The organism is Rhizobium sp. NPDC092011 (assembly GCF_044756305.1).
In the GTDB taxonomy this organism is placed as follows: domain Bacteria; phylum Pseudomonadota; class Alphaproteobacteria; order Rhizobiales; family Rhizobiaceae; genus Rhizobium.
Genome location: NZ_JBIVSO010000006.1, coordinates 203,868 through 217,583 on the forward strand (window position 1 = coordinate 203,868; position 13,716 = coordinate 217,583).

A 13,716-nucleotide genomic window follows, 5' to 3' on the forward strand; every position below is an offset into this window, starting at 1 on the left:
CAGGCGTCAGGTCGAGAACGGCCTCTTCGTTTTCAGTGTTTCGGCCAACGCTTCGCCGAAGGTTGCGATCGGTCGGGCAAGACGTCCCGCCGGGGGACGATGCACGAGCCAATTGACAACCTTTGGGCTGAAGTCCGGAGCATCGATGATCTCGACAGCGTCGCGCCAACGGCTGTCGGCCAGCGCTGCGGGAGTCAGCACGCCGATACCGAGCCCTCGCGCGACGAGAGACATGCGCAGATCGGCGCTCATGGCCTCGACGCCGACGTCGAAGGGCAAGCGCTCCGCTTCGAAGCGATGCTGAATGAAAGCCCTGAAGCCGCAGCCGCTTTGATTCATGATCCAGGGAAAGCGGGAAAGCTCGTCGAGCTTCGGCTCCTTGGGAACGCCGAGCGATGGCGCGGCGACAAGAATGACGCTGTGAACTCCCAGCACATCGCCGATGACATTGTCGGGCGGCTGCAACCCTTCGGCCAGGCACACGGTTGCCGCATCGAGCTCACTGCGAGCCACCTGCTCGACAAGCTGCGGCGACCATCCGGTGACGATCCGCAGCGTCAATTGCGGAAACTGATTGCGCAATTCATCGAGGGGCGCCGACAAGGCAGCTTCGGAGAGATAAGGCATTATGCCGAGCCGGAACTCACCGCCTATCGTACCGCCGGGTGAAACGCCGGCTTTGAGATCATCGAGCGAGCGCAGAACGCGACGTCCGTGCTCATAAGCCTCGCGTCCCGCCGCAGTCGGCTTGAGCGGTTTCGATTGCCGGTCGAGCAGGGCAATGCCGAGACTATCTTCCAGATTCTGGATGCGCCGGGTAATGCCCGGCTGTGTAAGATTGATGCGCGCAGAGGCGGCAACGATCGAACCCGTCTCCACCACCGCGACGAAAGCTTCCAGATCGTGAATGTTCATGCCAGATCCGCATAATCATTATTAGTTCATTTCAATTGTCTCATTATGCAGCAAAGCGATAAACATGGCCATCTTTATTATCAGAAATTATTGGAGAGCCCATGTCACAGGTACCCGAATGTATAACGAGCGAGCCGGATGACGATCTGTCCGCGGCCGCTGCTCCATCGACATTGCTGTTCGCCATCGCCACCGGCATCATCATCATCAACCTCTTTGCACCACAGACGCTGGTCGGCATCATCGGTCCGTCGCTCGGCTTTTCCGAGAGCGGTGCCGGCCTCGTCGCGATGGCCTCGCTGCTCGGCTATGCCGCCGGGCTATTCTTTCTCGTGCCGCTGGCGGACCTTATGGAGAATCGGCAGCTGGTGCTGCGCATGCTCGTCTCCGCGCTGGTGATGGCTGTTGCCGCCGCCTTCGCGCCGACGGGATGGAGCTTGCTAATCTTCCTGTTTCTGTTGGGAGCAGCCTGTTCCGCCATTCAGATCCTGGTGCCGATCGCCGCGGCTATGACGCCGCCCGAGCATCGTGGCCGGGTAATCGGCAACGTCATGAGCGGTGTGATGGTTGGCATATTGGTGTCTCGCCCTTTGGCGAGCCTGATTGCCGATTTCTGGGGTTGGAGAAGCTTCTATGCCGTCAGCGCGGCGGCGCTGGCGCTTATCGCTGCCGTGCTGGCTCTGAGGCTTCCGGAACGGCGCCCGCTGGCGACCGCGAGCTACGGTGCTCTCATCGGCTCGCTTTTCCAGCTGCTCCGCGACGAGCCGGTACTGCGTTTGCGAGCCTTCACGGCCGCCTTGATGATGGCGAGCTTCAGCCTGTTCTGGACATCGGTCGCGCTGCGCCTGGCGCAGCCGCCGTTCTCGCTTGGTCAATCCGGCATCGCGCTATTTGCGCTCGTGGGGGCAGGCGGCGCGGCCGCAACCTCTCCCTTCGGCCGCATGGGCGATAGGGGATGGACGCGGATCGCGACTTTGGTGTCACACCTGATCGTGCTTGCCGCCATGGCTCTCGCGGCCTGGGTCGGTGAAATAAGATCGGGCCATCCGCTAACCCTGCTGATCCTCCTCGGCGTCAGCGCCGTGATGCTCGATGTCGGCATTACCGGTGATCAGACCTTGGGGCGCCGGGCCGTCAATCTGCTGAAGCCGGAAGCGCGAGGGCGCATCAACGGTCTCTTCGTCGGCATCTTCTTTCTTGGCGGGGCATTGGGATCGGCGCTTGCCGGCACGGCTTGGGATTTCGGAGGCTGGGTCGCCGTCTGCGCGGGCGCCGCAGGTTTCGGCGTGATTGCTCTCGTCACGGCTCTTTCCGTGCGGACGTGACTGAAAGGGGCGGGCAACTCAAGGTCGCCCGCCCCAATATCGTGAAGATGTTACCCAAGATGCGTCAAAGCTCTGTTCTACTCAGATGCACGACGAGGAAATCAGAACTCGGTCCAGTCCGCTTCCTTGCTTGTCGATGTCTGGCCGGCGCCGAATGCGCTGAGCAACTTCTGGCCGAGCGCGCGTGCCGGTGAGGGGGTAGGACGCACCTTGGCCCCATCGGCTGCCCGGATGGCAGGTGCCGCGACAGGCCGCGGCGCAGGGCGGCTCGGCGGGCGCGATGTGGTGCCTGAGACCGGCGCAACAGACAGATGAACGGCTTCATTGCCGCTTGTTCGGAACTGGCCGAGCAAGTTTGCAAGCGAGGCGGCCTCCGTTGCCAGTCCATGGCTCGCTGCGGTGCTTTCCTCGACCATGGCCGCGTTCTGCTGGGTGCCATGATCCATGGCGTTGACGGCGGTATTGATCTCCTGCAGGCCGGCCGACTGCTCGCGCGAGGCCTCGGCGATCGCATGCACATGGCGATTGATTTCCTGCACTTCCGACACGATGGCAGCCAGCGCCTTGCCGGTCTCGCCGACCAGGTTCACGCCGGTGCGCACATGCGTTTCCGATGTGGCGATCAGCGTCTTGATTTCCTTGGCGGCATTGGCGGAGCGTTGTGCCAGCTCTCGCACTTCCTGAGCGACGACCGCAAAGCCCTTGCCGGCTTCGCCCGCACGAGCCGCCTCGACGCCTGCATTCAACGCGAGAAGGTTGGTCTGGAAGGCAATATCGTCGATGACGCTGATGATATTGTTGATCTCGCCCGAGGATTTCTCGATCTGCTCCATGGCTCCGATGGCGTTGTGCACGATCTCGCCCGAACGCTCCGCGCCGGCACGGGTATGGGCGACAAGCTGGCTTGCTTCCTGCGTGCGTCGGGCGGCATCCTTGACGGTCGTGGTGATCTGTTCCAGGGCTGCCGCCGTCTCTTCAACCGCCGCCGCCTGTTGTTCTGTCCGCTTGGAAAGCTCGTCGGCCGCGCCACGCACTTCATTGGCGCCGGCGCTGATCGCCCGCGCATTCGAGCCTACAGCCTGCATGGTTCCATTGAGCTTTACCAGAGAGCTGTTGAAGTCTTGCCGCAACTGATCGAGGTGGGCGACAAACTGGGTATCGATATGCGTGACGAGATCGCCCTCCGCCAGCCGCTTCAAGCCGTCGCCGACAGCTTGGACGGCCTGTTGCAGATGGGCGGCTTCGGCGGCCTGACGGGTTTCCCGCTGAGCGCGCTCGCTGTCGCTGAGCGTCCGGTCGGCCTCCGCCTGGGCTTCCAGCCGGCCCCGTTCGATGGCATTGTCGCGGAAGACGGCGACGGCGGATGCCATCTGGCCGATCTCGTCGCGTCGGTCGCGCCCATCGATCTCGCTTGCGGTATCGCCGTCGGCAAGCGCCGTCATGCGTCGATGCAGGCGCATCAGCGGCGCGGTGATACCATTCTGCGCGACGTAGATGCCCAGGACCAGCGCAAGCAGCGTCAGGCCGCTGAGCGCGATGAGCGTGTAGTTGACGGCGCTGTTGACGTCGACGGACAAGGCATCCGCGCCGTTGTTCATGCGGTTGGACAGAGCGGCATCATTGGTGATCATGATGGCTATGATCTTGCCCAACTTGTCGTTGACCGAGACCATGCTCGCCTCAGCGCCCTTGAGGTCGCCGTCCTGGCGCTGCTGGATGGCTTTGTTCGTAAGCGCTTGCAGTTCGTCCAGCCCGGCAAGAAGGTCTTCGATCGACTGCTTTTCGTCTGGAACCAGACTCAGGGCGTGCCTGAGTCGCTCCCTTGCCTCGTCGAAGTGATTTTTACCCGATGCAACCGCCTTGAATGCGTCGCTGGCAGGATCGAAGTTCAGCATCAAGCTTGCCTGCAGCACCGAGGCGAGCGCAGCGGCGCTGGCGCGTGCGGATTCGGTTGCGGCAACGGCCTCGTTGTCGAGGAAGGCGCTATAGGCGCGGTCTGCCCGGCGGAACTCGCCGGCGATGTGCAGCAAGCCGGCGATGGAGATGATGCCGAGAAGCAGGATTACCGCTAGCATCTTGGTCTTGATTTTCAGATTCCTGAACATGGCTGTCCGTCTGCGAATGCCGCGCTGGCACCGAGGAAACATGCGGAACGCCGCTCGCCCGGAATTGATCAAGGGGCGTGTTACCTAGTGGGTGCGGGTGAAGGTCGAATGGCTTGATACCTTGCGAGGAAGGTTTGGACGACCTGCGTCATGCGATCGGCCCGGCCGACGTCGTCGATGCTGGTGAGTACAATCAACAGAGTTTAATTGACTGCTAACGGCGGGAACATTGCGAGCGGATTCCCAAACTAATTTCATGCTTGTTCAAAGCGGCGCAATCAAGAGATGCATGTGGCGTATTGATTCATCTCTTGCACGCTGCATCGGTCATTCCCGGCGCGATATTCCCCCTGCGGCATGACTCTGCTACATCGGGTTGATGAATCAGGAATGTGCATTCGCGATCGGAGGCCGGATCAAGACCATGCGTGTTTGCCTTTCGACGATGATCTCCGCGGCCGGGCATCTGACGCGTGCGATGTTGGTGGCACTCTCATGCACGCTGCCGCTGGCTGCTCAGGAGGCCAAGCCGCCCGGTCTGCCGATCCTGTTCGATGCGCGAGAGCGTTTGCCGAAACCCGACCTGTCTTCGCTCGTCAGGCTTCGCTTCCTAACGTCAACAGACTTTCCGCCTTTCAATTTTCTCGACCAGAACGGCAAGCTCACGGGCTTCCATGTCGAACTTGCCCGCAAGATCTGTGATGAACTCGCGATAGCGGACAAATGCCAGATCCAGGCTCTGCCGTTCAATGATCTGCAGGGCGCGCTTGCGGCGTCGCAGGGCGACGCGGTGATCGGCGGCATCGCGGTCACGCCGGAACTGCGCAAAAGCTTCGCTTTTTCGCGCCCCTTCCTGATGTTGCCGGCGCGCTTCCTGCGCAATCTCAAGGCCTCGCTCAACGGAACGACCGCGGCATCGCTGGCCGGCCATCCGGTCGGTGTGGTCAAGGGAACGACGCACGAAGCGATGCTGGCGTCCTTCTTTCCAACGATCAAGCCGGTGCCGTTCGACGACAAGGATGCGCTTCTGGCCGCCCTCAAGGACGGCAAGGTCGATGCTGTTTTTGCCGACGGCCTGCAGCTGTCCTTCTGGGTATCGTCGCCGGCAGCTGAAAAATGCTGCGCTCTTTTCGACGGACCCTATCTATCCCAGCAGTTTCTCGGCGAAGGCATGACCATCATGCTGCGCCAGCAGGACGCCGATCTGACGGCGGCGATCAACCACGCGCTGGCGACCCTGTCGCGTGACGGCAGGCTGCAGGAAATCTATCTGCGCTATTTCCCTTACGGGCTCTATTGATCAGGTCACGCCTGGAAAGCGCGCAGCCGTGGTCCGTCAGGAGGGCGGATAGTAAGATGCTTTATGCCTTGCGATAACGTGCGATGGCACTGCGCTCGATGGCGGCGCAGGTGAGTTTGTCCAAGCCGAGGCGGTCGCGCAGCAGGCTGAGCAGACGCAGTTCCTCCGCCTTCACCGACAGGTCGGCCGAGGCGACTTCGACGGCAAGCGCGTAGGCGGTGTCGTAGAGGCGCGCCGGCAGGGTGTCGCGCACCGTTTCGAGCACGATGTCGAGCCCTTCGCTGCCCGAAAGCAGCTTGGCACAGTCGCGCGAAACCGAAATCAGCTTCTCGTCGTCAAAGCCTTTGAACACCGGCAGGGCATGAATGAGCTCTCCGATGCGGCTGAGCTCCCGGTCGTTCATCGTGCGGTCGACGGCCGAGGCCAGTACCATGACGTAGATCAGGGCTTCGTGAGCGGAAAGCGGCTTGTTCATGACAGAAGAAGTCCTTTGAATTTGGCAGACTGAAAAGTCGCGCGTCTCATGCCAAAAGCTGGTGGCGGAAGCAAGGCGTCAGATCGGATTGAGCGGATCTTCCTTGGGCAAGGCAGGGGCGAGGGTCGATTTTCCGTTCTTTCGCGGATCGTCACCATACATGCCGCGCTTCTTCTCCTTGGCCTCGTCGACGAGCGATGCGAGTGGAGAGCCCGGCTCGGGATCGGCCCAGCCGAAACGAACCAGCCAGGCGCTGAGATCGACGCGGACATAGCGGCAGTTGGCCTTGACGGTGCCTTTCCAGGCGGCATCAGGCACATCGCAATCAATGGAGCGCCCGCGCAGATACATGCGGAACGCAGTACGTGCCGCTTGGCCGCAGGGCCAGCTTTTTCCGCTCGGACCGGTGCACATCCGCTCGACATCGGTCGGAATGACGCCATTAAGCTGCACGCTCCTGCCGCCGATGGTCAATATGCCCGCCAAGTCGGCAAAGGGACGAACAAGCTCGATAGTCGCCGTGTGCCCTTCCGTTTGGGAAGACGGATCGATGGAAGCCGGTTCCGATGTGGGTTTGGACTGAGGTGCAGGCTGTGGCTGTTCGGCAAGGGTACGATGCTCCGTCGCTGCCTTCTGCCGGTCGATCTGGTCGGCCGGGATCCGATTGTCCGGAGGGAGATCCGTTTTCGCCTGGTCCGCCGGTGCAGGCGGCGGCGACACCGCGGCTGCATCGGGCTTGTTCGTTGCCGCTTCAGCAGGTTTTGCTGCCTCGGCAGGTGCGGTTTCAGAGCTCTTCACAGCGTCGACAGTCGCAGTCGCCGGCTGTATCGGCGGCGTTTCCGCTGGCTTTGCCGGCGTATCATTGACCTTAACGGCTTCGGCAACAGCCTTGTTTGCTTGTGGTGTCGTGGACGCGGGCGTCGCAGGCTTGTTGTCTTCGGCCTTGGCCGTTTCGCCGGCTGGGGCTTTCGCCGCACCGTCGATCGCGAGCGATGACACCACGGTAGCGGCGGCCAACATTGCCGCGTCCGGGGGCTGGATGACGCTGGCAGGCGCGGTGGTTGTCGACGCAGGCACATCGGCTGCCGCAGGTACATCGGCCGTCGAGGCCGCCTTCTCCGGCGTTGCCAACGAGGCTGGCTTTGCAGGCTCTGCCTTTGCCTGTTCGTCCGGTTTCGGTTGGCTGGTGGCGACCGCGTCCTGCTTGGCCGGTTCGCTAGATTTCGGCGTCTCGATCTTCTGTGGGGGGGTCGTGTCGGCCTTGGCAGTCGCTGCGGGAACGGCAGCGGGAGCCGGTTTTGCGGCCAGGTGGTTGTCTGCCATCGAAACGTTGCTGCCGCGGCCAGGCAGGCTGAAACCATGTCCACTGAACTGGACCGCGATCAAGGTCAACCAAGACCCGACGATCGCGCCGGCAACACCCGCAAGCAAAATATCACGACGCATAACGAGAAAACTTTCCTATTGGCTGGCCCATATGATGCGGGCAATCCATTCCACATCCGCGAGATCGAAGCTGCGGTTGGGGTGTTCGGGGTTGAGCGACAAGAGTTCTATCGATTTCGCGCTCTGCCGCAGCAGGATCTTGGCCATGACTTCACCCTCTCGGGTCTTCACGACGACGCGGTCGCTTTTCCTGATCTGCGCACCTGGCTCGACAATCAGAATATCGCCGTCGCGGTAGAGCGGCAACATGCTTTCGCCCTGCACCTCAAGCGCATAGACGCCGGTCTTTCGGCCGGTTGCGGCGGGAAATTCGACAATGTCCCAGCCCTGGCCGGCCGGAAAGCCACCATCATCGAAGAAGCCGCCGGCGCCTGCCTGGGCGAAGCCGATGAGGGGTATGGCGTTTTCGGCGGGAGCAGCAGGTTGCGGAGCGACGGCGCCATGCGGCTCGCCCGGGCGGATGAAGCTGAGAAACTGTTCCAGGCTGGCGCCTGTCGCCTCCAGCACCTTGGCGATCGATTCCGTCGACGGCCAACGCAAACGCCCGTCCTGGCTCAGCCGCTTCGACTTGTTGAAGGATGTGGCGTCAAGTCCAGCACGGCGCGCGAGGCCCGAGGGCGTCAAGGCATGCCGCTCGGCAAGCCGGTCGATCGCCCCCCATATCTGCTCGTGTGACAGCATCGCCGCTCAGCATCTGTGCGCCGGCCAGCCCGGCGCTCAACTCTTTAAAAAAACGTTAACCGAGGCGTTTTGGCGAGTAAAGACCGGCATAGGAATACGGTCCTTTATCCCCTTGCTTTCCTGGCGTGGCTTGTCCGTTCAGGTTTTCTGCGGCACCGGCTTCGCGTCCGGTTCCTCGTTCTGAAATTCCTTGGCCATGCCCATGAAGCCGCGCATGAATTTCTGCATGATGCCCAGCGTGCGGTCGACGTCGGCATCGCTCGGGAGGCTTGAGCCCTTGTTTGCGGCGACGGTTTTTTCCAGCTTCGTGACCCGGTCGGACAGCCGGTCCAGCTCGTCGTCATAGGCGGTACGCTCGTCGGCGGCCATGCGGCAGACGAGGTTGCCGTTCTGATCCTGACATATGGACATGGCGCCGGTCTGCCGGTCGAGGCGGACAAAATGATCGCCGCTGCGCTCGAGCTGGAAGCGCGTCGCATCCTGTTCAGCAGCTCTGCCCGGGGCTGCGAGCAGAAGAGCGGCAGGCAAGAGCAGGGCCACAAGGCCGATTCCGATTTCCTTCGTCATGTCATCCTCCGGATTTTCTGCGTTAAAATCTCGAATCCATCACGGAAACCGTGGACATTGGCCGCCGTTTTCGTGCAAAGCCCTATCACGACAGGTTTACATAGGGATGATGACCGCCATGTCAGTGGTTTACAAGATCGTGCCGGGTGCGCTCTGGGAGCAAGCCAGACAAACCGGCGTTTTTCATGGCGCGCCGATCGACTTCACGGATGGTTATATCCATCTGTCCACGGGCAAACAGGTGAAGCAGACCGCGGCGCTTTATTTCGCCGGCCAGACGGACCTGCTGCTTGTTGCGATCGACGGCGACGCACTGGGCGAGAAGCTGGTGTTCGAGGTTTCGCGCGGCGGCGATCTCTTCCCGCATCATTACGCATCTTTGCCGCTTTCGGCCGTGATATGGGAAAAGCCCCTGCCGCTCGGGCCTGATGGCGCGCATATCTTTCCGGACCTGGCTGAATGATCGGCGCCTTTCGCGATCTCGGCCGGCGCGGCCTGTTCCTGTTCGATCCGGAAACGGCGCACGGCATGTCGATATCGGCGCTGAAGTCCGGCCTCGTCCCCGCCTGCCGCGTCAATGCCGATCCACGCCTGCGCCAGATCGTGGCGGGACTCGAGTTCGCCAACCCCATCGGCATGGCGGCTGGCTATGACAAGAATGCCGAAGTGCCGCAAGCGTTGCTGAAGCTGGGCTTCGGCTTCACGGAGATCGGCACGGTGACGCCGAAGGCACAGCCCGGCAATCCGCGCCCGCGCATCTTCCGACTGGTCGAGGACGAAGGTGTGATCAACCGCCTCGGCTTCAACAATGAAGGCCATGAGGCGGCGCTCCAACGGCTCAAGGCTGTCCGCAGCAACGGTATCATCGGCGTCAATATCGGCGCTAACAAGGATAGCGCCGACCGCATCGCCGATTATGTTGCCGGCATCCGCCGCTTCTATTCGGTGGCGCGTTACTTCACCGCCAATATCTCCTCGCCGAATACGCCGGGCCTGCGCGATCTGCAGGCGCGCGAAAGCCTGTCGGCATTGCTGGCGGCCGTACTCGCCGCTCGCGATGAGGAAGCTGCCAGGGCCGGCAGGCGCATTCCCGTCTTCCTGAAGATCGCTCCCGATCTGACCGAGGAGGGCATGGACGATATCGCCGACGAAGCTACGTCCCATGCGCTGGATGGCTTGATCGTTTCCAACACCACGCTTTCGCGCGATGGGTTGAGGGATCAGCGCCAGGCCAAGGAGGCAGGCGGCCTTTCCGGCAAACCGGTCTTTGAAAAATCGACCGCCGTCCTGGCCAAGATGCGCCGCCGCGTGGGCGCCTCGCTGCCGATCATCGGCGTCGGCGGCGTGTCGTCGGCGGAGACTGCACTGGAAAAGATCAAGGCCGGGGCCGATCTCGTGCAGCTCTATTCCTGCATGGTCTATGAAGGCCCCGGTTTGCCGGGGCAGATCATTGCCGGCCTGTCGAAACTGCTCGACCGTGAGCGTGTCGGTTCGATCCGCGATTTGCGCGATAGCAGGCTCGACTATTGGGCGAACCGGAACGTCTGATCCGCACGTTTCTTCAGGCCCATGGCCAGGAAGATACCGCGAAACAGCAGAAAGGCATTCATGGCCATCCACAGGCCGTGATTGCCGAGCGTCGGCACTAAAACGGCGAGCGCCACGAGATAGCCTCCGAAAGAGAGCAGCATCTTGTTGCGCATCTCGCGCGACCATGTGGCGCCGATGAAGACACCGTCCATCAGAAAGGCTAGCGCCCCGGTCAGGCCGGTAACGGCAGCCCAGGGCAGATAGGTGCCGGCCGCAATGCGGACGTCCTCCGAGGTCGTCAGCAGGCGGATCAATGCCGGGCCGACGGTGAAGAAGAAGATGGCGGCAGCCAGCGCCAGCCCGAAGGACCAAAGCCCGGTCAGCTTCAGCCCGCGCTCGAAGGCAGGCCGATAGTTGGCTCCGATCGAGCGACCGGTGATCTGCTCTGCGGCATTCGCCAGCCCGTCGAGATAATAGCCTGACAGCAGGAAGAAGTTCATCAGCACGGCGTTGGCGGCCAGCATCACCGCGCCGAAGCTGTTGCCGATGCGCGTCATCAGCGTGAAGGCGCCGATGAGCACGAAGGTCCGGATCAGAATATCGCGATTGAGCGCGAAGAGCTGAGTGAGCTTGGTGCGTGAGAGCAACTCCGACCGTGGCGGACGTTCCTCGCCGGCAAAGCTGCGCAGCACGATCGCCAACCCCAGCAGCATCCCACATGTCTCGCCGATCAGCGTGCCCCAGGCAACCCCGGCGACACCCCAGCCAAGATAGAGGCCGAGCAGGATGGCAAGCACAATGTTGACGCCGTTGATGACGGTTTGCAGCAATAGCCCGATGCGGCCCTGGCCGCGTCCGAGCACGAAGCCGAGCAGGGCATAATTGGCAAGCGCCGCCGGTCCCGAAAGCATGCGGATGGAAAAATAGGTGCGGGTCGCGTCGGCAATTCCGCCCTCTGGCCCCATCAGCTTGATGCCGAGCCAGAGAAGGAGAGGCGACAGAACGACAATCAGGACACCGCAGCCGAGCGCGGAGATCAGCGCTCGCCAGAAGACGGCCTGCTGTTCACGCCTGTCATGCCGCCCAAACGCCTGGGCGGTAAGGCCGGTCGTCGAGGCGCGGAGGAAATTGAAGCTCGCGAAAAGGAGGTCGAACAACACCGCGCCGATCGCGAGCCCAGCGAGCGCATCCGGCTGGCCCATGTGGCCGACCACGGCGGTATCGACGAGGCCGAGCAGCGGCGTCGTCATGAACCCAAGCGTCATCGGAATGGCGATCGACAGCACAAGCCGATGCGTCACGTCGAAGGGCAGAACCCTTCCGCTCGCGTTCTGGACGTCCATTCTATCTTATGCCTCCTCAATCCGAGGAAAGCACCATGGACCAATAAGGCCTGCCACCGGAAGAGGGAGCGTAGGCAAGAGCGACGCCGAGGCCGTCATATTTGCCGAGCATGTTGTGCAAATGCTTCGGCGAATTGATCCAGGCCAGTACGGCCGCATTCACGTCTCGCTGTCCTTCCGCGATGTTTTCGGCTGCCGGCAGCTTGACGCCGCTGGCCTTGACCCGCTTGCCGAAATCGTCACCGATGCCGATCAGGTGCTCCATCTTGCCGGCATCCGCCATGCGCCGCGCCTGATAGACGGCGGCGGCGCCGGCGGCCGTGTCGATCTTCAATGGCGGCAGGCCGTTCTTGGCGCGCAGCGCATTGACGAGCGGCAGGGCGGAGGCAGTCTGGTCGCTTGCGGGCGTATTGGAAACGCGGGCGGGCGGCGTGGCGCAGCTTGCGACGGATGCGGTGAGCGCAAGAGCGGCGAGGCGCAGCGCGTCGCGGCGCGAAAGGGACAATGTCTGAAAGGTCATGTCAGCTGCGATAATTGAACAGGCGGAGGATGATGAAGATGGGAATGACGATGCTTGCGCCGACGAGCACATAATCGCCGAACTCGCCGAGTGCGGCAAAGCCGCTGTGCCAGAGATCGAGCAGGAAGCGACGAACGCCATAGAGGAAATCGAGCGGCCGCCAGCCGAAGAACTTCATGACGAAGCCGACGACGAGCGACACGATGACGAGCTTCACCAGTGTGCGACCGGGCGAGTCGCCAAGGAATCTGTTCACCTGATCGGACATGCTGACGTCTCCATAATGGCAGTCTGTGGCTGCTGAGATAGGGCCGGGGCCTACGACTCGCAAGCACTTTTGCCTGATGCATACCTCAAACTGAAGCACCTCCGGGAAGTGCACAGCGGTTTTCCATCCCGAATGCGGAAGGAAACAACGAGAGCGAGCGCCTTCGTGATTCGAAGAAAGGCGAAGGCGTTCTTGCGTCTGCCTGAAATAGGACTTGAGTTTTTTTATGGCCACGTTCAAAGCCGAGCGTCAAACAGGAAAAAACCCATGCTGCCAAGCCAGCTTTCCTCCGGCGATGTCATTGCCGACCGCCGCGCCGACTATGCGAAGATGCTTGCAGAAAGCGGAGACCCCGCAAGCGCCGGCGAACTGATGGAGCAGGCGCTGGAGCTTGTTCCCCGCTGGGCGGCAGGCTGGTTCACGCTCGCGACCTATCGCGAGAAGGCCGGCGATGCGGCGGGCGCCATCGCCGCGCTGAATGAGGTGCTGACGCTCGACGAAGGGGATGTCTTCGGAGCGCGCCTGAAGCTCGCGGTTCTCGGAGGGGCCGAGCTGCCGGATCGACCGCCGAGCCTCTATGTCAAGCGGCTGTTCGACGACTATGCCGATCGCTTCGAAACCTCGCTTGTCGAAAAACTCTCTTATAGCGTACCCGGCAAACTTGCCGCTCTGATTGCCGGGACATCAGGCATTCCGGAACGGTTCCGCCTCGCCGTCGATCTCGGCTGTGGCACGGGCTTGCTAGGGCCTGAGATCCGCGCCGGCGTTGATCGGCTGGAGGGCTACGATCTGTCGAAAGGCATGCTCGTCAAGGCAGCTGAGAAGAATGTTTACGACCATCTCGGTCAGGCCGACTTGTCGGTGGAGCCGGATTTGTCCGGCATTTTCGATGCAGGATTTGCCTTGGGCCGCGCGGATCTGATCACCGCCGCCGACGTGCTGATGTATCTGGGCAATCTGCAAGGCGTGATGGCGATCGCGCGCAAGCTTTCGGCTAATGGCGCCGTCTTCGCCTTTTCGGTGGAGGATGCACAGCAGCCAGAGGGCTATGTGCTGCGCGATTCCCTGCGCTTTGCACATTCCGAAGCCTATGTGCGGGAGATATTGGCTGATCACGGCTTTACCGTGCAGGATCTCGCCCGCAGCACCATTCGCATGGATGGCGGAAAACCGGTCCATGGCATTCTGTTCATTGCCCGCAAATCAAGCTGATTATTCGAATCTTGCGAATTTGAAATAGG

General features: G+C 61.9%; 14 protein-coding genes. 5 read left to right on the forward strand and 9 right to left on the reverse strand.

Translation table 11 applies throughout. The features are described from left to right. Positions 1-6: 6 nt before the first annotated feature. Positions 7-915, reverse strand: a complete 909-nt coding sequence (locus ACIQJ2_RS23805) for a LysR family transcriptional regulator (RefSeq protein WP_400677437.1) — start codon at positions 913-915, stop codon at positions 7-9. Positions 916-1,016: 101 nt separating this feature from the next. Here ACIQJ2_RS23805 and ACIQJ2_RS23810 point away from each other — a divergent pair, with 101 nt between their 5' ends. Further along, positions 1,017-2,240: an MFS transporter gene (locus ACIQJ2_RS23810; protein ID WP_400677439.1), complete on the forward strand. Its 1,224-nt coding sequence runs from the start codon at positions 1,017-1,019 to the stop codon at positions 2,238-2,240. A gap of 101 nt (positions 2,241-2,341) precedes the next feature. Here the strand turns inward: ACIQJ2_RS23810 and ACIQJ2_RS23815 are convergent, their stop codons facing one another. Next, positions 2,342-4,345 (reverse strand): methyl-accepting chemotaxis protein, encoded by a 2,004-nt coding sequence (locus ACIQJ2_RS23815; protein WP_400677442.1) that lies wholly within the window; start codon positions 4,343-4,345, stop codon positions 2,342-2,344. Positions 4,346-4,823: 478 nt separating this feature from the next. Here ACIQJ2_RS23815 and ACIQJ2_RS23820 point away from each other — a divergent pair, with 478 nt between their 5' ends. Beyond that, positions 4,824-5,645 (forward strand): transporter substrate-binding domain-containing protein, encoded by an 822-nt coding sequence (locus tag ACIQJ2_RS23820; RefSeq protein ID WP_246762389.1) that lies wholly within the window; start codon positions 4,824-4,826, stop codon positions 5,643-5,645. A gap of 61 nt (positions 5,646-5,706) precedes the next feature. Here the strand turns inward: ACIQJ2_RS23820 and ACIQJ2_RS23825 are convergent, their stop codons facing one another. The 4 genes from ACIQJ2_RS23825 to ACIQJ2_RS23840 all read right to left on the reverse strand — a co-directional run bounded on the left by ACIQJ2_RS23825 (position 5,707) and on the right by ACIQJ2_RS23840 (position 8,814). Then, the gene (locus ACIQJ2_RS23825; RefSeq protein WP_163984764.1) at positions 5,707-6,120 is read right to left on the reverse strand and encodes a tellurite resistance TerB family protein; all 414 of its coding nucleotides are present in this window, start codon (positions 6,118-6,120) and stop codon (positions 5,707-5,709) included. 78 nt (positions 6,121-6,198) lie between these two features. Continuing rightward, entirely contained in the window at positions 6,199-7,566 is a 1,368-nt protein-coding gene (locus tag ACIQJ2_RS23830) for a hypothetical protein (RefSeq protein ID WP_400677445.1), read from the reverse strand. Positions 7,567-7,581: 15 nt separating this feature from the next. Beyond that, positions 7,582-8,247 carry a helix-turn-helix transcriptional regulator gene (locus tag ACIQJ2_RS23835; RefSeq protein WP_400677447.1) on the reverse strand — a complete coding sequence of 222 codons (666 nt, stop codon included), beginning with the start codon at positions 8,245-8,247 and terminating at the stop codon, positions 7,582-7,584. Between the two features lie 138 nt (positions 8,248-8,385). After that, entirely contained in the window at positions 8,386-8,814 is a 429-nt protein-coding gene (locus tag ACIQJ2_RS23840) for a hypothetical protein (protein WP_400677450.1), read from the reverse strand. Between the two features lie 106 nt (positions 8,815-8,920). Between ACIQJ2_RS23840 and ACIQJ2_RS23845 the strand changes: the two genes are divergently transcribed. Next, positions 8,921-9,277 (forward strand): DUF952 domain-containing protein, encoded by a 357-nt coding sequence (locus tag ACIQJ2_RS23845; RefSeq protein WP_400677453.1) that lies wholly within the window; start codon positions 8,921-8,923, stop codon positions 9,275-9,277. Continuing rightward, entirely contained in the window at positions 9,274-10,362 is a 1,089-nt protein-coding gene (locus ACIQJ2_RS23850; protein WP_400677455.1) for a quinone-dependent dihydroorotate dehydrogenase, read from the forward strand. The genes ACIQJ2_RS23845 and ACIQJ2_RS23850 overlap by 4 nt, the downstream gene beginning before the upstream one ends. On the opposite strand, the gene ACIQJ2_RS23855 is transcribed toward ACIQJ2_RS23850, so the two are convergent. The 3 genes from ACIQJ2_RS23855 to ACIQJ2_RS23865 are packed head-to-tail and all read right to left on the reverse strand — an operon-like array spanning position 10,338 to position 12,475. After that, positions 10,338-11,687 (reverse strand): MATE family efflux transporter, encoded by a 1,350-nt coding sequence (locus ACIQJ2_RS23855; protein ID WP_400677458.1) that lies wholly within the window; start codon positions 11,685-11,687, stop codon positions 10,338-10,340. The two genes, ACIQJ2_RS23850 and ACIQJ2_RS23855, sit on opposite strands and share 25 nt — an antisense overlap. A 16-nt stretch (positions 11,688-11,703) precedes the next feature. Continuing rightward, on the reverse strand, positions 11,704-12,207 hold the full coding sequence (locus ACIQJ2_RS23860) for a CAP domain-containing protein (protein ID WP_199151442.1): 504 nt from the start codon (positions 12,205-12,207) through the stop codon (positions 11,704-11,706). Between the two features lies 1 nt (position 12,208). Further along, a complete protein-coding gene (locus tag ACIQJ2_RS23865) occupies positions 12,209-12,475 on the reverse strand; it encodes a DUF6460 domain-containing protein (protein ID WP_174175419.1) in 267 nt (88 codons plus the stop codon). Positions 12,476-12,742: 267 nt separating this feature from the next. Here ACIQJ2_RS23865 and ACIQJ2_RS23870 point away from each other — a divergent pair, with 267 nt between their 5' ends. Beyond that, positions 12,743-13,687 carry a class I SAM-dependent DNA methyltransferase gene (locus ACIQJ2_RS23870; RefSeq protein WP_400677461.1) on the forward strand — a complete coding sequence of 315 codons (945 nt, stop codon included), beginning with the start codon at positions 12,743-12,745 and terminating at the stop codon, positions 13,685-13,687. The last annotated feature ends 29 nt before the right edge of the window (positions 13,688-13,716 follow it).

What these genes read in the sequence shown, in the direction of transcription:
- ACIQJ2_RS23835 (WP_400677447.1), bottom strand. Translation starts at nt 8,247, where the DNA reads ATGCTGTCACACGAGCAGATATGGGGGGCGATCGACCGGCTTGCCGAG.
- ACIQJ2_RS23840 (WP_400677450.1), bottom strand. Translation starts at nt 8,814, where the DNA reads ATGACGAAGGAAATCGGAATCGGCCTTGTGGCCCTGCTCTTGCCTGCC.
- ACIQJ2_RS23830 (WP_400677445.1), bottom strand. Translation starts at nt 7,566, where the DNA reads ATGCGTCGTGATATTTTGCTTGCGGGTGTTGCCGGCGCGATCGTCGGG.
- ACIQJ2_RS23805 (WP_400677437.1), bottom strand. Translation starts at nt 915, where the DNA reads ATGAACATTCACGATCTGGAAGCTTTCGTCGCGGTGGTGGAGACGGGT.
- ACIQJ2_RS23810 (WP_400677439.1), top strand. Translation starts at nt 1,017, where the DNA reads ATGTCACAGGTACCCGAATGTATAACGAGCGAGCCGGATGACGATCTG.
- ACIQJ2_RS23860 (WP_199151442.1), bottom strand. Translation starts at nt 12,207, where the DNA reads ATGACCTTTCAGACATTGTCCCTTTCGCGCCGCGACGCGCTGCGCCTC.
- ACIQJ2_RS23825 (WP_163984764.1), bottom strand. Translation starts at nt 6,120, where the DNA reads ATGAACAAGCCGCTTTCCGCTCACGAAGCCCTGATCTACGTCATGGTA.
- ACIQJ2_RS23865 (WP_174175419.1), bottom strand. Translation starts at nt 12,475, where the DNA reads ATGTCCGATCAGGTGAACAGATTCCTTGGCGACTCGCCCGGTCGCACA.
- ACIQJ2_RS23845 (WP_400677453.1), top strand. Translation starts at nt 8,921, where the DNA reads ATGATGACCGCCATGTCAGTGGTTTACAAGATCGTGCCGGGTGCGCTC.
- ACIQJ2_RS23850 (WP_400677455.1), top strand. Translation starts at nt 9,274, where the DNA reads ATGATCGGCGCCTTTCGCGATCTCGGCCGGCGCGGCCTGTTCCTGTTC.
- ACIQJ2_RS23815 (WP_400677442.1), bottom strand. Translation starts at nt 4,345, where the DNA reads ATGTTCAGGAATCTGAAAATCAAGACCAAGATGCTAGCGGTAATCCTG.
- ACIQJ2_RS23820 (WP_246762389.1), top strand. Translation starts at nt 4,824, where the DNA reads ATGTTGGTGGCACTCTCATGCACGCTGCCGCTGGCTGCTCAGGAGGCC.
- ACIQJ2_RS23870 (WP_400677461.1), top strand. Translation starts at nt 12,743, where the DNA reads ATGCTGCCAAGCCAGCTTTCCTCCGGCGATGTCATTGCCGACCGCCGC.
- ACIQJ2_RS23855 (WP_400677458.1), bottom strand. Translation starts at nt 11,687, where the DNA reads ATGGACGTCCAGAACGCGAGCGGAAGGGTTCTGCCCTTCGACGTGACG.